We start from the raw sequence: 18,951 nt of genomic DNA on the forward strand, positions 1-18,951 counted from the left end.
CATCCTTTACACGATTTCGCCGTTCGTTGTGCAATGTCAATCAGGTTGTGTCCACAGCCCTCTTGACCTGCGGTGATCAGGTAGGACAGACTGCGCATTACACGCAGATTCAAGTGTCACGATTTTGTGACACAAGCAAGACCTGGACAAGACGATTTCATCGGATTATTCGTGATGTGCCGCCAATTACCCCCGCGCGGCGCTGGTCGTCCCCCTCCGCCCGAGCCCGCCACCCCGGCTCGCGAGCGTCCGGGTGAGATAGGGGTGCCGAGGGTTACGTCCTCTTTGCGTGGCATGGCACACTGAGAGCAGAGCAGCGTGCTCCGGGGTCGGTGAAATTCCGAACCGGCGGTGACAGTCCGCGACCCGGCCGAGTCCATCGGCCGGTGGACCTGGTGGAACTCCAGGACCGACGGTGAAAGTCCGGATGGGAGGCAGCGCGCGCGTCCGGCGACCCCTGTCGCCGGGCATCTGTGTGGTGCGCGTGCGCCGCACTCTTCCCCGGGGCCCGCCGTGGCAGCAAGCCGCAGGCGAGGAGGGGCCGGGTGCGACGACAGACGTCACCGTGTACAGCACGTCCACCACGTGTCATCGCGTTCATCGCGTTCTTGGCGTTCTCAGCGCCGGCCTCGCCCTCCCTGCCACGCCCCTGCCGCCACCGCGCAGGAAGACGCGGGGGCCGCTCCGGGTTGCTTCCTGTCGCAGGACCTGATCGTCCCGGGCCCCGGCCGCCCCGGCCGGCAAAGGAGCGTTGATGTTCACTGGAATCGTTGAGGAGCTCGGCGAGCTCGCCACCGTGGAGACCCTGCCCCGCGCGGCGCGCCTCGCCATCCGGGGGAAGATCGTCGCCGACGGCGCCCGGCACGGCGAGTCGATCGCCGTCAACGGCGTCTGCCTGACCGTCGTGGACGCCACCGGCGACACCTTCACCGCCGACGTCATGCAGGAGACCCTGGACCGCAGCTCGCTCGGCTCCCTCGTCCCCGGCGCGCGCGTCAACCTGGAACGCGCCGTCCGCGCCGACCAGCGGCTCGGCGGCCACATCGTGCAGGGCCACGTCGACGGCACCGGCGCCGTGCTGGCGCGCGAGCCCGGCGAGCACTGGGAGGTCGTGCGGATCTCCCTGCCCGCCGAGCTGGCCCGCTACGTCGTCGAGAAGGGCTCGATCGCCGTCGACGGCGTCAGCCTCACCGTCGTGTCCGTGCGGGACGACGGGCCGGACGGCGGCCCGGAGTTCTCCGTCAGCCTCATCCCCACCACGCTCCAGCTCACCACCCTCGGGCACAAGGCCCCGGGCGACCCGGTGAACCTGGAGGTCGACGTCATCGCCAAGTACGTCGAACGGCTCGTCACCGCGAGAGGCCCGGCGTCATGAGCTGGACCACGGCGGGCTTCGAGGTCTTCGGGCAGCACGTCCTCTGGACCGACCTCGCGGGCAACGCCGGCGCGCTGTCCACCGTGTGGCTGGCCATGCGGCGCACCGTGTGGACCTGGCCGGTCCAGCTCGCGGGCTCGGTCCTGCTGCTGGTGGCGTCCCTGCAGGCCCACCTGACCGGCAACGCGCTCAAGCAGGTCATGTTCGGCGTGCTCGCGATCTACGGATGGGTCAGGTGGACGCGCGGCGTCAGGGGCGGGCACGACCTGCGCGTGCGCCCGGGCACCGACCTGGAGCGGGCCGCGCTGATCGCCGTCATGGTGGCGGGCACCGGCCTCGTCGCCCTCTTCTTCGCCGCCACCGGGTGGTCCTGGGCGCCGCTCCCCGACGCCTACATCTTCGTCGGCAGCGCCGTCGCCACCTACGCGCAGGGCAGGGCCCTCATCGACTTCTGGTGGATCTGGGTGGCCGTGGACCTGGTCGGCGTCCCCCTGGCCTTCACCTCCGGGCTTTACGTGTCCGGGGTGGTCTACGGAATCTTCTTCGTCCTGGTCATGCTCGGCGTCCGCGAGTGGTCGCGGCAGTACCGGACGCGCACCCCGGAGGTGGCACCAGCATGAGCGACATCACGTTCGACACGATCGAGCGCGCGATCGCCGACATCCGCGCGGGCAGGCCGGTCGTCGTGGTCGACGACGAGGACCGCGAGAACGAGGGCGACATCATCTTCGCCGCGTCCAAGGCCACCCCCGAGCTGCTCGCGTTCACGATCCGCTACACCAGCGGCGTGATCTGCGTCCCCATGACGGGCGAGCACCTGGACCGCCTCGGCCTGCCCCTGATGGTCCAGCAGAACCGCGAGCGGCTGCGCACCGCCTACACGATCAGCGTGGACGCCCGCGACGGCGTCACCACCGGCATCTCCGCGGCCGACCGGGCCAGGACCATCCGCGCGCTCGCCGACTCGGCCACCGAGCCCTACGAGCTGGTGCGGCCCGGCCACATCTTCCCCCTGCGCTACCACGAGGGCGGGGTGCTGGCCCGCCGGGGCCACACCGAGGCGTCGGTCGACCTGGCCCGGCTCGCCGGGCTCACCCCGGCCGGGGTGCTCGCCGAGATCGTCAACGACGACGGCACCATGGCCCGCCTGCCCGAGCTGCGCAGGTTCGCCGACGAGCACGGCCTGGCGCTGATCTCCATCGAGCAGCTCGTGGAGTACCGCAGGCGCACCGAGAAGGTCGTCTCGCGGGTCGCCGTCACCGACATCCCCAACCGCTACGGCATCTGGCGGGCCTACGGCTTCGCCAGCGGCATCGACGGCGGCGAGCACGTCGCCCTGGTCTACGGCGACCTCGGCGACGGCGAGAACGTGCTGGTGCGCGCGCACTCCGAGTGCCTCACCGGGGACGTCCTCGGCTCGCTGCGCTGCGACTGCGGCGTCCAGCTCGACCACGCCATGCGCGCCGTCGCCGCCGAGGGCAGGGGCGTCATCGTCTACCTGCGCGGGCACGAGGGGCGCGGCATCGGCCTGCTGGCCAAGCTCAGGGCCTACAGTCTCCAGGACAACGGCAGCGACACCGTGGACGCCAACCTGGAGCTCGGCCTGCCCGTGGACGCCCGCGAGTTCTCCAACGCCGGCCAGATGCTCGCCGACCTCGGCGTCAGGTCGGTGCGGGTGCTGACCAACAACCCGGCCAAGCTCCGCGGCCTGGACGGGTACGGCATCAAGGTGATCGGCAGGGAGCCCATGCCGGTCGCCGCCAACGAGTACAACATCAAGTACCTGACGGCCAAGCGCGACCGCCTCGGCCACCAGATCGAAGGAGTCAGATGAGCGAGCAGCGCCCGGCGGCCGGCGGGGAGCGCCGATGAGCGGCGAGGGGCGGCCCGCCGCGGCGCCCGTCCGCGCCGAGGGCCTCACGGTCGGCATCGTGGCCGCCCGCTGGCACGAGCGGATCACCGACCGGCTGGTGGCCCGCGCCGAGCGCGCCGCCGACGACTGCGGCGCCCGGCGCCGCACCGTGCGGGTCGCCGGGTCGCTGGAGGTCCCCGTCGTCGCCCAGGCCCTGGCAAGGACGCACGACGCCGTCGTGGCGCTCGGCGTGGTCATCCGCGGCGAGACCGCGCACTTCCAGTACGTATGCGATTCTGTGACATCCGGGCTGACCCGGGTGTCGCTGGACGAGTCGACTCCGGTGGGCAACGGCGTCCTCACCTGTGACACTCTTGACCAAGCCGTAGATCGGGCCGGTCTGCCCGGCAGTCACGAGGACAAGGGGTACGAGGCCACGGTCGCGGCGATCGAGACCGCTCTGGTCCTGCGTGAGCTGAAAGGATGACCCAGTGCCCCGCCGATCCGCCCGCCTTCCGCGTCGTGTCTGAGCCCGAGCCGCCGCCGCTGCCGGTGATCTGGCGGCCGCGCCGGGCCCGCGTCATGGCCTACTCGGCCGCCACGGTGATCGTGGTCGGCGCGGTCGTGCTCGCGGTGGTGCTGCCGCCGCCGTTCCGGCTGCCCGACAAGATCGGCGTGGTGGTGTTCGCGGCGCTGGTGGCGTTCATCCTCCACCTGCTCGGGCGGCTGCGGGTGGAGGCGGACGAGCGGGGCGTCACGGTCGTGAACGCCGCGCGCGTCCACCGCTACGAGTGGGCCGAGGTGCTGGGCGTCACGCTGCCCGAGGGGGAGCCGTGGCCCAAGCTGGACCTGGCCGACGGCTCCAGCGTCGGCGCCATGGGCATCCAGGGCACCGAGAAGGCCAGGTCCCGCAAGGCGGTGGCGGAGCTGCGCGCCCTGATCCAGAAGTACGGCGAGGCCCCGGACCGCGGCTGAACCCGCGGCCGTGGCTCAGGCGTCGTCTCCGGGGCGCTGGGCGGGGTGGCGGCTCTTGCGCCGTGACTCGGCGGTCGCCTGCTCCTCCAGCTGGCGGGCCAGGTCGTCGAGGTCGTCGGCGCCGAGGACGTTGGACACGCCGAACCGGGCCGCGGAGGTCGACCACGGGTTGCGCCGGTATGCCACCCACCCGCCGTAGAAGTCCAGGATCTCCCACGTCCTGCCGTGGCGCTGCCGCACCTCGGCGAGCGACAGGCGTTTCACGAGCGCCATGAGGCGTGGCCGATGAGAGTCACGATGACAGCTTCCCTTCGCCGGTAACCCGAGTCAACATCGCATTCACGGAATGTCATGCGAAGCGTTCAAGTGCTGGTCGCCGCGGGACCCGCCGCGGACACGCCCGAGTAGCGATTCAAGTACATTCCGTGGTCCCGCGGGCGGGAAAGACCGACCGGGTCAGGCCGTATGCCGTGCGGACGGCCCCGCCGAAGGCGGGCGCGGGCACGCCGAAGGCCGGCCGCCCCCGGAGGGAGAGGGCGGCCGGCCGGGCGGGAGGGTCAGGCGCTGAGCCGGACGGGCGCCCGCGCGCCGTCCAGGGCTCCCCGGCGGCGCAGCTCGGGCAGCACGCCCTCGCCGAACCAGTACGCCTCCTCCAGGTGCGGGTAGCCGGACAGGACGAACTCGGCGACGCCCTGCGCGGCGTACTCCTCGATCAGGTCGGCGACCTCGGCGTGGCTGCCCACCAGGGCCGTGCCCGCGCCGCCGCGCACCAGCCCCACCCCCGCCCACAGGCCGGGGTGGATCTCCAGGTCGTGGACGCCGCCGCCGTCGCGCCGGAAGCCCTCGTGCAGGGCCAGCATGCGCTTCTGTCCCACCGACTCGCTGCGGGCCAGGGTCTGCTGCGCGGTGCGGACGTCCTCGGGGTCCAGGCCCGCGAGCAGCCGCCCGGCCTCCGCCCACGCCTCCTCGGAGGTGTCCCGGGCGATGACGTGCAGGCGGACGCCGAACCGCAGCGTCCGTCCCTCCTCGGCGGCCAGGCCCCGCACCCAGGCGATCTTCTCGCCGACCTGCGCGGGCGGCTCCCCCCAGGTCAGGTACGTCTGCACGTGGCGCGCCGCGACGCGGCCCGCCGCCGCCGACGAGCCGCCGAAGTACAGCTCGGGGACCGGCGCGGGCGGCTCGGCGACCGTCGCCCCCTCCACCTGGTAGTGGACCCCGGAGAAGTCGTAGGGCGTGCCGCTCCACGCGCCGCGCACGATCGACAGGAACTCGTCGGTGCGGGCGTACCGCTCGTCCTTGGACAGGCGGTCGCCGAAACGGCGCTGCTCGGCGGTCTCCCCGCCGGTGACGACGTTGAGCAGCAGCCGGCCGCCGGAGATGCGCTGGTAGGTCGCGGCCATCTGCGCCGCCAGCGTGGGGGAGACGAACCCGGGCCGGAACGCCACCAGGAACCGCAGCGTCCTGGTCTGCTGGGTGAGCGCGGCGGTGACCAGCCAGGCGTCCTCGCACCAGGTGCCGGTCGGGGTGAGCACGGCGTCGAACCCGAGCTGCTCGGCCGACCGCGCGATCTGGCCGAGGTAGTCGATGGACGGCGGCCGGTACGCCGCCGCGGAGGCCCGGCCGTGGCCGCGCTGGAGCCCGTGGCCGCCGCCGATGAGGGACCGGCTGTCGCCGGAGGTGGGCAGGAACCAGTGGAACCTCAGGCTCATCAGGCGTCCTTCTTCACGAGGTCGTTGAAGCGCCGGTCGGCGAAGCCGGCGAAATCGATCTTTCCGGGGATGAGGCCCTCGGCGCCGAAGGCGTCGGCCATCTCCTGCTCGGAGGCGACCAGGGCGTCGTCGATCCGCACGATCCTCGTGACGCGGTTCGCGGCGGCGGGCCCGGTCACCTCGACGGGCAGGCCGGTCTCCTCGGCCCAGACCTTCGCCCATTCGTCCTGGTGGGTGTTGGCCCAGATCTTCGCGCGTTGCAGGCGTGCCAGGTAGTCGCGGATCGCGGCGGTCTTGTCCTTGTCGGCGAGCGCGTCGCGGCCCGCGACCTGGAAGTTGTAGCCGTTGACGTAGCCGGTGCCGTCCACGAGGATCCTGGCCTTGTTCTGCACCACCGCCTGGGAGGTGTAGGGGTCCCAGATGGCCCAGGCGTCGATCCGGCCGGAGGTGAACGCGGCCAGGGCGTCGGCGGGCTGCAGGTAGCTCACCGTGATGTCCTTGAAGGACAGGCCGTCCTTCTTGAGCACGGCGAGCAGGTGGTAGTGCGCCGAGCTGCCCTTGGCGACCGCGACGCGCCTGCCCTTGAGCTGCGCGGTGGCGGTGATGGGGGAGCCGGGCGGCACGACGACGGCCGAGGACTTGGCGTTCATCTGGTCGGCGGCCACCACGGCGATCTTGGAGTTCGCGGCCGCCGCGAAGATCGGCGGGGTGTTGCCCACCGCGCCGATGTCCACGCCTCCGGCGTTGACGGCCTCCAGCAGCGGCGGCCCCGAGGTGAACTGGGCCCAGGTCACCTTGTAGGGGAGCTTGTCGAGCTCGCCGGAGGCGGTGAGCAGCACCTGGGAGCCCGCCTTCTGGTCGCCGACCCGCAGCGTGACCCCGGCGAGGCCGCCCCCCGAGCCGGAGGACCCCTGGGAGGACGCGGACGCCCCGCAGGCGGCGAGCGTCGCGGCCAGGCCCGCCGCGGCGAGCAGCCGGACGGCCTTGGCGATCATGGTGCGGCCTCCGGTGCGAGGGGTGGGGTGGTCATCGCGGTTCCTCCGGGGGGGTCGGTGCGGTGCTCGCGCGCCGCCACGCCGAGGGCGCGGAGCAGGCGGTCGCGCAGGTTCACGAGGTCGGGATGGTCGCGGTGGCGGGGCCGTGGCGCGGTGATGGCGTACTCGTGGGCGATGCGGCCCTCCGACAGCACCAGCACGCGGTCGGCGAGCAGCAGCGCCTCGTCCACGTCGTGGGTGACGAGCAGCACGGCGGGGCGGTGCAGGGCCCACAGGTCCAGGACGAGCTGGTGGACGGTGATGCGGGTGAGCGCGTCCAGGGCGCTGAACGGCTCGTCGAGCAGCAGCAGATCGGGCTCCCTGACCAGGGCGCGGGCGAGGCTGGCCCGCTGGGCCTCCCCGCCGGACAGCGTGAGCGGCCAGGCGCCCGCGCGCTCGCTCAGCCCGACCTCCTCCAGAGCGCGGTCGGCGCGCGCGCCCGCGTCGGGGACGTCCAGGCCGAGGGCGACGTTGGCGTGGACGCGTTTCCAGGGCACCAGGCGCGGCTCCTGGAAGGCGACGGCCACCGAGCCGCCGACGCTCAGCTCGCCTTCGAGGTCGCGGTCCAGGCCGGCCAGCGCGCGCAGCAGGGTGGACTTGCCCGAGCCGCTGCGGCCGAGCAGGGCGATGAACTCGCCGCCCTCGATGTCCAGGTCCAGGCCGGAAAGGACGGCGCGGTCGCCGAAGCGGCGGGTCAGCCCGCGCAGCCCGGCTACTCGGCGAGGAATCCGCGTCTCCATGAGAGCGCCCTCCGTTCCAGCAGCCGTACCAGCGCGTCGGTGAGCAGGCCGAGCGCGCTGTAGACCAGCAGGCCGACCACGATGACGTCCGTGCGCAGGAACTCGCGGGCGTCGTTGATCATGAAGCCGAGCCCGGCGTCGGCGTTGACCTGCTCGGCGACGATGAGCGCCAGCCAGGCCACGCCGAGGCTCTGCCGCAGGCCGACCAGCGTCTGGGGCAGCGCGCCCGGCAGCACGATGTGGCGCAGCAGCGCGGCGCGGCCGAGCTTGAGGGTGCGGGCGACCTCGGCGAGCTTGCCGTCCACGCCGCGGATGCCGGCGAAGGTGTTGAGGTAGAGGGGGAAGGACACCGCGAGCGCGACCAGGGTGACCTTGGGCGTCTCGCCGATGCCGAACCACAGGATGAACAGCGGGATCAGGCCGAAGAACGGCAGCGCCCGCAGCATCTGCATGATCGGGTCCACGGCGTACTCGCCCGGGCGGCCGAGCCCGGCGACCACGGCGAGCAGCACGCCGGCGATCGCGCCGGCGGCGAAGCCGATGGCGACCCGTTGCAGGGACACCGCGATCGCCGTGGGGAGGACGCCCTCGGCGATCAGGTCGGTGGCGGTGGCGGCGACCGTGCTCGGCGCGGCGAGCAGGCGCTCGGGCAGCAGCCCGGCGCCGCTGGCGATCTGCCAGAGGACGACGACGGCCAGAGGGCTGAGCCATCGCCGCCAGGCCCGGGCGCGGCGCGGGGCACGGGACGCGCGCGGGGGCGGAACGGAGACGGTGGACGGCCCGGCGGCCGGGCCAGGGGCCCGTGCCGCCTGAACGTCCAGTGCGGGGGACGACATCAAGGAACCTCGCAGGGGTTGTTCTCGTGCGGCCTCCTCCCCATAATTGCCGTCATTTCCTACCGGGTCAATAGGGTTTTATGACCGGCCCCAGACGCGCACCGGCAGCCCTCCCGGGTCGTACGGCCCCCGAGCGGACGGGGGCCGCCGCGCGTAGTCTGATGAGGTGTCCGAAGAGGTCTCCGCCGTGGCGTCCGGCACGGTGCCGGATGCGGCACCCGGTACGGTGCCCGATGCGATGCCGGATGCAGGTGCCGATGCGGCTTCCGGCACGGTTCCTGATGCGGTGCCCGATGCGGTGCCGGATGTAGGTTCTGATGCGGCTTCGGGCGCGGTTCCTGATGCGGTGCCCGATGCGGTGCCGGATGCAGCTTCTGATGCGGCTTCCGGCGCGGTGACGGAGCCGGTACGCCGGGCGTCCGAGATCGGCGGCCCGGCCGCGCTCGCCGAGCTCCTCGACGCCCACGCCTATCTGGCCGGCGAGGGGCTGGCCACCGCGTGCTTCCTCGCGCTCAAGATGGGCAGGCCGCTGTTCCTGGAGGGCGAGGCGGGCGTCGGCAAGACCGAGCTGGCCAAGACCCTCGCCGCCGTGCTCGGCGCGCCCCTGATCCGGCTGCAGTGCTACGAGGGCCTGGACGCCGCGCAGGCCCTGTACGACTGGGACTTCGCCCGCCAGCTCCTGCACCTCAAGGCCGCCGAGGCCACGGGCGCCACCGGGGCCGCCGAGGCCGCGCGCCTGGAGGGCGAGCTGTACGACCGCAGGTTCCTCATCGCCCGTCCCCTGCTCAGGGCCCTGGAGACCCGGCCCGCCGTGCTGCTCGTGGACGAGATCGACCGCGCCGACGACGAGTTCGAGGCGTTCCTGCTGGAGGTCCTCTCCGACTTCAGCATCTCCATCCCCGAGCTCGGCACCGTGCGGGCCGCCGAGCCGCCCGTGGTGGTCGTCACCTCCAACCGCACCCGCGACGTCCACGACGCGCTGAAGCGCCGGTGCCTGTACCACTGGCTGGAGCACCCTCCGTTCGAGCGGGAGGTGGCGATACTCCTGCGGCGGCTGCCCGCCTGCACCGAGGCGCTCGCCGCCCAGGTCGCCGCCGCGGCCGGGCGCCTGCGCGCGGCCGGCCTGGTCAAGCCGCCCGGCGTCGCCGAGACCCTCGACTGGACCGGCGCCCTTCTCACGCTCGGCGCGCGCGACCTGGACCCGGGCCTGGCCGCCGCCACGCTCGGCGCCCTGCTGAAGTACCGCGAGGACCAGCAGACCGTCCTGACGAACGGACTGCTCCGCCATGCCTGACCCCGCCCGTCCCCCCTCCGGCGCCCGTCCGGCACCCGGCGGCGGTCCCTTCGGGACGGTCGTCACGAGCCCCGCGCGCACCGGGGACGCGGCCGCCCTGGCCGCGACGGTCACCGGATTCGCCCGCACCCTGCGCGCCGCGGGCGTTCCCGCCGACCACGAGCGCACCCAGGCCATGCTGGACGCCGCCGCCCACCTGGGCGCCGCCGACCGCGCGGCCGTCTACTGGGCCGGCCGCCTCACCATGTGCGCCGGCCCCGACGACCTGCCCCGCTACGACCGCTGCTTCGCCGCCTACTTCGGTGGCGAGCGCCCCGGGCCGGGCCGCCCGGCCCCCGTGGTCACCGTCGTCCGCCACACGATGGCCCTGGACGGCGACGGCCCCTCCGGCGACGCCTCCCGCGAGGCCCTGGCGGCCACGGCGGCCTGGGCCGAGGTGCTCAGGCACCGCGACGTCGCCCGCATGACCCCCGCCGAGCTGGCCGAGGTGCACCGCATGATCGGGCTGCTGCGCGCCCGCAGGGAGCCGCGCCGCTCCCGCCGGTTCGCATCCTCCCCTCGGGGCAGGCTCGACCCGCGCCGCACGATGCGCGAGACCCTGCGCAGGGGCGGCGAGATCGCCCGCCTGCGCCGCAGGTCGCGCCGGGTGCGGCCCCGCCGCGTCGTGCTGCTGGTCGACGTCAGCGGCTCCATGGCCCCCTACGCCGACACGCTGCTGCGGTTCGCCCACGCGCTGGTGCGGTGCGAGCCGCGCGCCACCGAGGTGTTCAGCGTCGGCACCCGGCTCACCCGGATCACCCCCGCGCTGCGCCACCGCGACCCCGGCGCGGCCATGCGCGAGGTCTCGGCCGCCGTCCCCGACTGGCGCGGCGGCACCCGGCTGGGCGAGGAGCTCAAGCGGTTCCTCGACGCCGGCTCCACGGCCAGGGGCGCCATCGTCGTGATCGCCTCGGACGGCTGGGAGCGCGGCGACCCGTCCCTGCTCGGCCGGCAGATGGCCCGGCTGTCCCGCCTCGCCTATCGGGTCGTGTGGGCGAACCCCCACAAAGGGCACGAGGGGTACCAGCCGCTGACCGGCGGCATGCGCGCCGCGCTGCCCTACGTCGGGGCGTTCGTCGCCGGGCACAGCCTGGCCGCCTTCGAGGAGCTCGCGGAAAGGCTGTCGCATGCGTGACGTGCTCTCCCAGATCGTGCGCTGGTGGGAGGCGGGGGAGCGGTTCGGGGTGGCCACCGTCGTGGACACCTTCCGCAGCGCGCCCCGGCCGCCCGGCGCGTCCATGGCCGTCCTCGGGGACGAGGCCGTCGGCAGCGTGTCCGGCGGCTGCGTCGAGGGCGCGGTGTACGAGCTGTCGCGCGAGGTCGCCGCCGGAGGGCGCCCGGTGCTCCAGCGGTACGGGGTCAGCGACGACGACGCCTTCTCGGTCGGGCTCACCTGCGGCGGGATCATCGACATCCTCGTCGAGCCTGTGTCCAAGGACGACTTCCCCGAGCTCGGCGAGATCGCGGCCTCGGTGCGCCGCCACGAGCCGGTGGCCGTCGCCACCGTCCTGCCCGGCCCCCGGCGGCGGGGCGCGCGCCGGGTGGTGTGGCCCGGCCGCGCCTCCGGCTCGCTCGGGCCCGCCCGGCTCGACGCCGCCGTGGACGACGACGCCCGCGGCATGCTCGCCCAGGGGCTCACGTCCGTGCGCAGGTACGGGACGCGCGGCGAGCGGCGTCTGGACGAGCTGCCGGTCTTCGTCCACTCCTTCGCCCCGCCGCCGCGCATGCTCGTCTTCGGGGCCATCGACTTCGCCGCCGCCGTCGCCAGGATCGGCAGGTTCCTCGGCTACCACGTCGTGGTGTGCGACGCCCGCCCGGTGTTCGCCACGGCCAAGCGCTTCCCCGAGGCGGACGAGGTCGTCGTCAAGTGGCCGCACGACTACCTCTCCACCGCCCACGTCGACGCCCGCACGGTGATCTGCGTGCTCACCCACGACCCGAAGTTCGACGTCCCCCTGCTGGAGGTCGCGCTGCGCACCGAGGCCGGGTACGTCGGCGCGATGGGGTCGCGCCGCACCCACGAGGACCGCCTGGCCCGGCTGCGCGAGGCGGGCCTCACCGCGGACGAGCTGGCCCGGCTGCGCTCCCCGATCGGGCTGGACCTCGGGGCGCGCACCCCTGAGGAGACCGCCGTGTCCATCGCCGCCGAGCTGATACAGCTCCGCTGGGGCGGCTCGGGCCGCGCGCTCAGCGACACCACCGGCCGCATCCACGGCCCGGCGGACGGCGGGCACGACACGGGCGCGACCGGTCCCGGCACGCGGGGCGGCGGATGAGCATGGCAGATCCCGGCACGGGGGGCGGCGGATGAGCGGGCCGTGCGCCGGGCTGTTGCTGGCCGCGGGGGCGGGGACGCGGCTCGGCACGCCCAAGGCGCTGCTGGAGTTCCAGGGGGAGCGGCTGGCCGACCGCGGGGCGCGCCTGCTGCGCGAGGGCGGCTGCCATCCGGTCGTCGTGGTGCTCGGCGCGGCCGAGGTGCGGGTCGGCGGGGCCGTCGCCGTCCGCAATCCCGACTGGCGCACCGGCATGGCGTCCTCGCTGCGCGCCGGGCTCGACGCGCTCCCGCCCGCCGCGGACGCGGTCGTGGTGGCCCTGGCCGACCAGCCGCTGGTCCGCGCCGAGGCCGTGCGCCGGCTGATCGTGGCGCGGGCGGCGGGCGCGGCGGTGGCGGTCGCCACCTACGGCGGCGCGCCGCGCAACCCGGTGCTGATCGGCCGCGAGCACTTCGGCGAGGTCCTGAGGCTCGCCGCCGGGGACGCGGGCGCGCGCCCCTTCCTGCGCGCCCATCCCGAACTGGTCACGCCCGTGCCCTGCGACGACGCCGGGGACCCGGCCGACATCGACACCGTGGCCGACCTGGAGCGCCTCACCGCCGTGCCGCGGCCGCCGGTCGCGCCGGACGGCCGCGACCGGCCCTGAGGGGCGGCAGCGGCGGCCGGGCGGGAGACGCCGCGCGCGCCGGGCTTTCCCGCCGCCGGGGGACTCGGTAGCCTGTCCGTGACTGGAACATCATTCGGTTTCTTTGGCGAGGGGACTCGACATGCGCGTGGGCATGGCGCTCAACTACGCGGGTGGCTTCAAGGAGACGGTGGCCGAGCTGGCGGACTACGAGAGCGCCGGGCTCGACATCGTCTTCGTCGCCGAGGCCTACGGCTTCGACGCCGTGAGCCAGATGGGCTACATCGCCGCCCGCACCCGGCGCGTCCAGATCGCCTCGGGCATCCTGCCGATCTACTCGCGCACCCCCTCCCTGCTCGCCATGACCGCCGCCGGCATGGACTACGTCTCCGACGGCCGCTTCGTGCTCGGCCTCGGCGCCTCCGGGCCGCAGGTCGTCGAGGGCTTCCACGGCGTGCCCTACACCGCGCCGCTCGGCCGCACCCGCGAGGTGATCGAGATCTGCCGCAAGGTCTGGCGGCGCGAGCGGCTCACCTACGAGGGCGCGCACTACACGCTGCCGCTGCCCCCCGGCCAGGGCACCGGGCTCGGCAAGCCGCTCAAGCTGATCAACCACCCGGTGCGCCCGCGCATCCCCATCGTGCTCGCCGCCATCGGCCCGAAGAACGTCGAGCTGACCGCCGAGCTGGCCGAGGGCTGGGAGCCGATCTTCTACGTCCCCGAGAAGGCCGCCGAGGTGTGGGGCCCGTCGCTGAAGGCGGGCACGGCCCGGCGCTCAGGCGACCTCGGCGAGCTGGACGTCATCGCCCAGGCCGCCCTCGCCATCGGCGAGGACGCGGGGGACCTGCTCGAGCTCGGCCGCCCCATGGCCGCGCTCTACATCGGCGGCATGGGCGCCAGGGGCAGGAACTTCTACAACGACCTGGCCCGCCGCTACGGCTACGAGAAGGAGGCCCGGCTCATCCAGGACCTCTACCTGGACGGCAAGAAGGACGAGGCCGCGGCGGCGGTGCCGAGAGAGCTACTGGAGAAGATGTCGCTCGTCGGCCCCGAGGGCTTCGTCAGGGAACGCGTCGCCGCGCTGAAGGAGTCCGGGGTCACCACGCTCAACGTCGCCCCGCTCGCCGCCACCCACGAGGAGCGCGTCCGGCTCGTCGAGAAGATCCGCGACATCGCCGCCTGATCCCCGGCGGGATATGACGGGCGAGGCCGTACAGTCTCGGACATGACCGCCATTCACCACACGCGGCGCACCCGGCTCGCCGCGCTGCTGGCCGGGCACGACGTGGACGCCCTGCTGGTCACCCGCGGCGTCAACGTGCGCTACCTGACCGGGCTGGCCAGCTCGAACGCCGCGGTGCTCGTGCGGGCGGACGCCTCGGCCGTCCTCGCCACCGACTCCCGGTACATCGAGACCGCGCGCCGCCACTGCGCCGGCGTCGAGGTCGTCGAGCGGCGCGACGTGGCCGGCTCCCTGGCCGGGATGGCCGCCCGGCCCGGCATCGAGGCGCACGACATGTCAGTGGCCCTGTACCGGCGCCTCGGCGGCGACCTCGTCCCCCTGGACCGGCCGGTGGAGGCGCTGCGGGTGGTCAAGGACGAGAGCGAGATCGACGCGCTGCGCGTCGCCTGCGAGCTGACCGACCAGGCGTTCGCCGACGTCCTGCCCGCGATCGCGCCCGGCACGACCGAGCGGGAGCTGGCCCGCGCGCTGGAGGCCCGCATGGGCGAGCTCGGCGCCGACCGGCCCGCCTTCGACACCATCGTGGCGAGCGGCCCCAACGGCTCGGTGCCCCACCACGCGCCCACCGCTCGTCCCATCGAGCGCGGCGACCTGGTCACCATGGACTTCGGCGCCCTGTACCAGGGCTACCACGCCGACATGACCCGGACGGTCGCCGTGGGCGAGCCCGCCGCCTGGCAGCGCGACCTGTACGAGCTGGTCCTGCGCGCGCAGCGCGCCGGGCGCGAGGCCCTGGCCCCCGGCGCGGACATCGCCGAGGTGGACGGGGCGGCGCGCGGGCTCATCGAGGCGGCCGGGCACGGCGAGCACTTCGGGCACGGGCTCGGCCACGGCGTCGGCCTGGAGATCCACGAGGATCCGTTCCTGCGTTCCACGGGTGCCGGTAGACTTGAGGATCGAGTTCCGATCACCGTCGAGCCCGGTGTCTACCTGCCGGGCAGGGGCGGCGTCCGGATCGAGGACACTCTCGTCACGCGTGCCGGCGGCCCGGAACTCCTCACCCGGACGACCAAGGAACTGCTGGTCCTGTGACGGGCGGGAAAGCGGCCGAGCTCAGCGTGACCATCACGACGCAGGAGATTACGAGTGGCGACGACCAACGACCTCAAGACCGGCCTTGTGCTCAGGCTCGACGGCGGCGAGCTGTGGAGCGTGGTGGAGTTCCAGCACGTCAAGCCCGGTAAGGGCGGCGCCTTCGTCCGCACCAAGCTGAAGAACGTGCTCTCGGGCAAGGTCGTGGACAAGACCTTCAACGCGGGCGTCAAGGTCGAGGTGGCCAACGTCGACAAGCGCGAGATGCAGTTCTCCTACCTCGACGGCGACGAGTTCGTGTTCATGGACACCGAGACCTACGACATGCTGAACGTCCCGCGTCCCACGGTCGGCGACGCGGCCAACTACCTGCTGGAGAACGGCCTCGCCACGGTGGCGATCAACGACGGCAACGTCCTGTACGTCGAGCTTCCCGCCGCCGTCGAGCTGACCATCGCCCAGACCGAGCCGGGTCTGCAGGGCGACCGCTCCACCGGCGGCACCAAGCCCGCCACGCTGGAGACCGGCGCCGAGATCAAGGTCCCTCTCTTCATCACCACGGGTGAGAAGGTCAAGGTCGACACTCGCACCGGCGAGTACCTCGGCCGGGCCTGAGTGTCCGCGCGGGGAAAGGCGCGCAGGCGCGCACTGGACATCCTCTTCGAGGCGGAACTGCGGAGCGAGCGGGCGACCAAGGTGCTCGCCGAGCGCGTCGAGCGGGCCGAGCCGCCGGTCAACGAGTACACCTCGGCCCTGGTCGAGGGCGTGGACCGGCACCGCGCCCGCGTCGACGAGCTGATCTCCACCTACTCCGAGGGCTGGACCCTCGACCGCATGCCCGCCGTGGACCGCAACCTGCTGCGCGCCGGCACCTACGAACTGCTGTGGATGCCCGACGTCCCGGAGGCCGTGGTCATCAGCGAGTGGGTGCACCTGGCCTCCGAGCTCTCCACCGACGAGTCGCCGCAGTTCGTCAACGGCCTGCTGGCCCGGTTCAAGCAGCTCAAGCCGTCCCTCGTCCTGTAGGGCGCGCCGCCTCCCGCGCGTGGGGGGCCGTCGGCCGCGGGTAGGCTGGGCCCCTACCGACGTCCCCGATCGAGGTTCCGATCGGCGTCCTCGCGAGGAGGCGAGCTGAACGTGCCCACCGAAGGCCCCACACGCCAGGCGGCCGCCACCCCGGCGGTGCGCACCGCCGTGGTCTGGGAGGCCCTGCGCGCCGCGCTCGCCGGACTGGCGGACGCGACCGGGCGCGAGCGGCTCGACATCGTCGACGCCGGGGGCGGCACGGGCGGCTTCGCCGTGCCGCTGGCCGGGCTCGGCCACGCCGTCACCGTGGTGGACCCCAGCCCCGACTCCCTGGCCGCCCTGGAGCGCCGGGCCGCCGAGGCGGGGGTGGCGGTCAAGGGCATCCAGGGCGACACCGCCGACCTGCGCCACGTGCTGGACCCCGGCTGCGCCGACCTGGTGCTGTGCCACAGCGTCCTCGAGTACGTCGAGGACCCCGCCGGGGCGCTGGCCGCCGTCGCGGGCCTGCTGCGGCCGGGCGGGCTGATCAGCGTCCTCGCGGCCAACCCGGTCGCGACCGCGATCCACCGTTCGCTCGCCGGCCACTTCGACGAGGCGCGCCAGGCCCTGTCCGACCCCTCGGGCCGCTGGGGCGACCAGGACCCGACGCCGCGCAGGTTCGGCGGCGCGGCGCTGGCCGGCCTGCTGTCGGCCGCGGGGTTCGCGCCCGGCGAGGTCAGGGGCGTGCGCGTCTTCGCCGACCTGGTGCCGGGCCGCCTGCTCGACGGCGAGCCCGGCGCGGCCCGCGCGCTGGTGGCGCTGGAGCAGGCCGCCGCCGCCCACCCCGTGCTGCGCGACATCGCCACCCAGCTCCACGTCCTCGCCCGGCGCTGACCACGTCACGGCGTGCCGCCCGGCGGCTAGAACGCGTGTTCGGGTAGGATCGAGGTGTGTCGCGCAAGCAGGTTCTGCGGCCCGAGCCGGGGCGGAGGCGCCCCCCGGCCCAGGCGCCGCCGGCCGACGACACCGGGTGCCCGATCCTGCACGTCGACATGGACGCCTTCTACGCCAGCGTCGAGCTGCTGGAGCGTCCCGAGCTCAAGGGCACCCCGGTGATCATCGGTGCGGCGGGCGCCCGCGGCGTGGTGCTCAGCGCCACCTACGAGGCCAGACGGTTCGGCGTCCACTCGGCGATGCCGATGACCCGCGCCCGCCGCCTCTGCCCGCAGGCCGTGGTGATCCCGCCGAGCCACGGCAAGTACTCCGAGGTCTCCAAGAGCGTGATGGAGATCTTCTACGCGGTCACCCCCGAGGTCGAGCCGATCTCCTCCGACGAGGCGTTCCTCGACGTGCGCGGGGCGCTGCGCAGGCTGGGGTCTCCGGCGGCCATAGCCGCCCGCATCCGCGCCGAGGTCGCCGAGCGCCACGGCATCACCTGCTCGGTCGGCGTGGCGAGCAGCAAGTTCGTCGCCAAGCTCGCCTCGCGCCACTGCAAGCCGGACGGCCTCCTGGTGGTCCCCGCCGACGGCGTGGTGGAGTTCCTCCACCCCCTGCCCGTCGCGGCCCTGTGGGGCGTGGGGGAGCGCACGGAGCAGGCCCTGGTCCGGCTCGGCATCAACACCGTGGGCGATCTGGCCCAGGTGCCGCCCGCGACGCTGCGGCGCGAGCTCGGGGCCGTGGGGGACCATCTGGCCGCCCTGGCGTGGGGCCGCGACGACCGCCGCGTCACCCCGCACGCCCCCGACAAGAGCATCGGCGCCGAGGAGACCTTCTCCCACGACGTGGACGACCCCGAGGCCGTCCGCCGCGAGCTGCTGCGGCTCTCCGAGCGCGTGGCCGCGCGGCTGCGCGCGGCCGGTCACATCGGGCGCACGGTGAGCGTCAAGCTGCGCCGTTCCGACTTCACCACCATCACCCGTTCGCGTACGCTGCGTGAGGCTACTGATGTGGCGAAAGAGATATATGCCACTGCCTGTGAGCTGTTCGCGGCGGCCGGGCTGGAGCGCGTGCGGCTCCGTCTGGTCGGCGTGCGGGTGGAGAACCTGCGTCCCGCGGCCGCGGCGACCCGCCAGCTCGGGCTCGGCGAACGCGAAACAGGCTGGCGGGAGGCCGAAATGGCGATGGACAGGGCCGCCCGGCGCTTCGGTCCCGAGGCCGTGCGCCCGGCCTCGCTCGTCCGCCCTCCGTTCGATGGATCGGATCTATGACGTCACCTCCGGTTTGGTCTACGTTGGACGTTTTCTTTCGCCTACGTCTACAGCCTCGTATTCTGGGGATAACCGACCGCGAGGTCCGGACACCCTGTGGTGCCCGTTGCCGTCTTCCCCGTCAAGGGGCCGTCCTTGGGAGGCGCCGTGCCGCTCTCTGAGCACGAGCAGCGCCTGCTCGACCAGATCGAGCAGGCCCTCTATAGCGAGGACCCGAAGTGGGCCAACACCGTTCGGATCAGTGATCCACGCAACCATTACAAACGCCGCCTTGTGAAAGCCTCCATCGGCTTCGTCCTCGGTGTCGTCCTGCTGATGGTCGGCGTCGTGGCACCGATCATCCCACTCGGTGTGGGCGGCTTCGTGGTCATGCTCGCCGCGTGTTTGTGGGGTCTGTCCAGTTGGAAGCGTATGAACGGGCTCGGCGGCGACGCCAGGGCGCAGGGCGGCCACGGCCGGCCCGAGCGGCGCCGCGGGTCCCGGCAGGGATTCATGGAACGCATGGAGGAACGCTGGCGCCGCAGGAGCGACGAGCGCTGACCTCGCGGCGGGGCGCGGGACCGCACGGCCACCGGCGGATCCCGGCGCCGTGCCCGCGCGCCGGCCCTTGACGACCTCGCCGGGACATCCGACGGCTCGACCTCGCGGTGACGCCCCCCACGGGCGGTGCGACCTCGCGGCGTGACGAGGCCCGGGCCGTGACCCCTGGAAT

The 18,951-nt window shown here is 73.6% G+C and carries 21 protein-coding genes and 1 riboswitch; of the genes, 16 read left to right on the top strand and 5 right to left on the bottom strand.

The features are described 5' to 3' along the window. The first annotated feature begins 314 nt into the window (after window positions 1-314). Window positions 315-445, top strand: a riboswitch (FMN riboswitch). A 309-nt stretch (window positions 446-754) separates the two neighbouring features. From BJ981_RS24830 to BJ981_RS24850, 5 genes are read left to right on the top strand one after another with little or no spacing between them, the layout of a single operon-like run. Further along, a complete protein-coding gene (locus BJ981_RS24830; protein ID WP_184614237.1) occupies window positions 755-1,375 on the top strand; it encodes a riboflavin synthase in 621 nt (206 codons plus the stop codon). Continuing rightward, window positions 1,372-1,995 carry a nicotinamide riboside transporter PnuC gene (gene pnuC, locus BJ981_RS24835; RefSeq protein WP_184614239.1) on the top strand — a complete coding sequence of 208 codons (624 nt, stop codon included), beginning with the start codon at window positions 1,372-1,374 and terminating at the stop codon, window positions 1,993-1,995. The genes BJ981_RS24830 and pnuC overlap by 4 nt, the downstream gene beginning before the upstream one ends. Next, window positions 1,992-3,209 (top strand): bifunctional 3,4-dihydroxy-2-butanone-4-phosphate synthase/GTP cyclohydrolase II, encoded by a 1,218-nt coding sequence (locus BJ981_RS24840; RefSeq protein WP_184614241.1) that lies wholly within the window; start codon window positions 1,992-1,994, stop codon window positions 3,207-3,209. Before pnuC ends, BJ981_RS24840 begins: the two co-directional genes overlap by 4 nt. A 34-nt stretch (window positions 3,210-3,243) precedes the next feature. Then, on the top strand, window positions 3,244-3,714 hold the full coding sequence (gene ribH / locus BJ981_RS24845) for a 6,7-dimethyl-8-ribityllumazine synthase (RefSeq protein ID WP_184614243.1): 471 nt from the start codon (window positions 3,244-3,246) through the stop codon (window positions 3,712-3,714). Beyond that, window positions 3,711-4,202 carry a PH domain-containing protein gene (locus tag BJ981_RS24850; RefSeq protein ID WP_184614245.1) on the top strand — a complete coding sequence of 164 codons (492 nt, stop codon included), beginning with the start codon at window positions 3,711-3,713 and terminating at the stop codon, window positions 4,200-4,202. The genes ribH and BJ981_RS24850 overlap by 4 nt, the downstream gene beginning before the upstream one ends. 15 nt (window positions 4,203-4,217) lie before the next feature. Here BJ981_RS24850 and BJ981_RS24855 read toward each other — a convergent pair whose 3' ends face one another. The 5 genes from BJ981_RS24855 to BJ981_RS24875 all read right to left on the bottom strand — a co-directional run bounded on the left by BJ981_RS24855 (window position 4,218) and on the right by BJ981_RS24875 (window position 8,521). After that, window positions 4,218-4,475 (bottom strand): hypothetical protein, encoded by a 258-nt coding sequence (locus BJ981_RS24855; protein ID WP_184614248.1) that lies wholly within the window; start codon window positions 4,473-4,475, stop codon window positions 4,218-4,220. Window positions 4,476-4,759: 284 nt separating this feature from the next. After that, window positions 4,760-5,911, bottom strand: a complete 1,152-nt coding sequence (locus BJ981_RS24860) for an LLM class flavin-dependent oxidoreductase (protein WP_184614250.1) — start codon at window positions 5,909-5,911, stop codon at window positions 4,760-4,762. Beyond that, window positions 5,911-6,906 (bottom strand): ABC transporter substrate-binding protein, encoded by a 996-nt coding sequence (locus BJ981_RS24865; protein ID WP_184614252.1) that lies wholly within the window; start codon window positions 6,904-6,906, stop codon window positions 5,911-5,913. Before BJ981_RS24865 ends, BJ981_RS24860 begins: the two co-directional genes overlap by 1 nt. Further along, a complete protein-coding gene (locus tag BJ981_RS24870) occupies window positions 6,903-7,685 on the bottom strand; it encodes an ABC transporter ATP-binding protein (RefSeq protein ID WP_184614254.1) in 783 nt (260 codons plus the stop codon). Before BJ981_RS24870 ends, BJ981_RS24865 begins: the two co-directional genes overlap by 4 nt. Then, window positions 7,658-8,521 (bottom strand): ABC transporter permease, encoded by an 864-nt coding sequence (locus BJ981_RS24875; protein WP_184614256.1) that lies wholly within the window; start codon window positions 8,519-8,521, stop codon window positions 7,658-7,660. Before BJ981_RS24875 ends, BJ981_RS24870 begins: the two co-directional genes overlap by 28 nt. Before the next feature lie 394 nt (window positions 8,522-8,915). Here BJ981_RS24875 and BJ981_RS24880 point away from each other — a divergent pair, with 394 nt between their 5' ends. The 11 genes from BJ981_RS24880 to BJ981_RS24930 all read left to right on the top strand — a co-directional run bounded on the left by BJ981_RS24880 (window position 8,916) and on the right by BJ981_RS24930 (window position 18,779). Next, a complete protein-coding gene (locus BJ981_RS24880) occupies window positions 8,916-9,815 on the top strand; it encodes an AAA family ATPase (protein WP_239139760.1) in 900 nt (299 codons plus the stop codon). Beyond that, complete coding sequence (locus tag BJ981_RS24885; RefSeq protein WP_184614258.1) at window positions 9,808-10,989, top strand: vWA domain-containing protein; 1,182 nt, start codon at window positions 9,808-9,810, stop codon at window positions 10,987-10,989. Before BJ981_RS24880 ends, BJ981_RS24885 begins: the two co-directional genes overlap by 8 nt. Further along, complete coding sequence (locus BJ981_RS24890) at window positions 10,982-12,130, top strand: XdhC family protein (protein ID WP_184614260.1); 1,149 nt, start codon at window positions 10,982-10,984, stop codon at window positions 12,128-12,130. Before BJ981_RS24885 ends, BJ981_RS24890 begins: the two co-directional genes overlap by 8 nt. Window positions 12,131-12,161: 31 nt before the next feature. Beyond that, complete coding sequence (locus BJ981_RS24895; RefSeq protein ID WP_184614262.1) at window positions 12,162-12,773, top strand: nucleotidyltransferase family protein; 612 nt, start codon at window positions 12,162-12,164, stop codon at window positions 12,771-12,773. Between the two features lie 121 nt (window positions 12,774-12,894). After that, window positions 12,895-13,935 carry an LLM class F420-dependent oxidoreductase gene (locus BJ981_RS24900; protein ID WP_184614264.1) on the top strand — a complete coding sequence of 347 codons (1,041 nt, stop codon included), beginning with the start codon at window positions 12,895-12,897 and terminating at the stop codon, window positions 13,933-13,935. A 42-nt stretch (window positions 13,936-13,977) separates the two neighbouring features. Then, window positions 13,978-15,027: a M24 family metallopeptidase gene (locus tag BJ981_RS24905; protein WP_184614266.1), complete on the top strand. Its 1,050-nt coding sequence runs from the start codon at window positions 13,978-13,980 to the stop codon at window positions 15,025-15,027. 54 nt (window positions 15,028-15,081) lie between these two features. Further along, a complete protein-coding gene (gene efp / locus BJ981_RS24910; protein WP_184614269.1) occupies window positions 15,082-15,642 on the top strand; it encodes an elongation factor P in 561 nt (186 codons plus the stop codon). Then, window positions 15,643-16,053 (top strand): transcription antitermination factor NusB, encoded by a 411-nt coding sequence (nusB, locus tag BJ981_RS24915; protein ID WP_184614271.1) that lies wholly within the window; start codon window positions 15,643-15,645, stop codon window positions 16,051-16,053. 111 nt (window positions 16,054-16,164) lie between these two features. Next, window positions 16,165-16,926: a class I SAM-dependent methyltransferase gene (locus BJ981_RS24920; RefSeq protein WP_184614272.1), complete on the top strand. Its 762-nt coding sequence runs from the start codon at window positions 16,165-16,167 to the stop codon at window positions 16,924-16,926. A 56-nt stretch (window positions 16,927-16,982) separates the two neighbouring features. Beyond that, window positions 16,983-18,239, top strand: a complete 1,257-nt coding sequence (locus BJ981_RS24925) for a DNA polymerase IV (protein WP_184614274.1) — start codon at window positions 16,983-16,985, stop codon at window positions 18,237-18,239. Between the two features lie 147 nt (window positions 18,240-18,386). Further along, the gene (locus BJ981_RS24930) at window positions 18,387-18,779 is read left to right on the top strand and encodes an SCO2097 family morphological protein (RefSeq protein WP_184614276.1); all 393 of its coding nucleotides are present in this window, start codon (window positions 18,387-18,389) and stop codon (window positions 18,777-18,779) included. The last annotated feature ends 172 nt before the right edge of the window (window positions 18,780-18,951 follow it).

The organism is Sphaerisporangium krabiense, from assembly GCF_014200435.1.
In the GTDB taxonomy this organism is placed as follows: Bacteria; Actinomycetota; Actinomycetes; order Streptosporangiales; family Streptosporangiaceae; genus Sphaerisporangium; species Sphaerisporangium krabiense.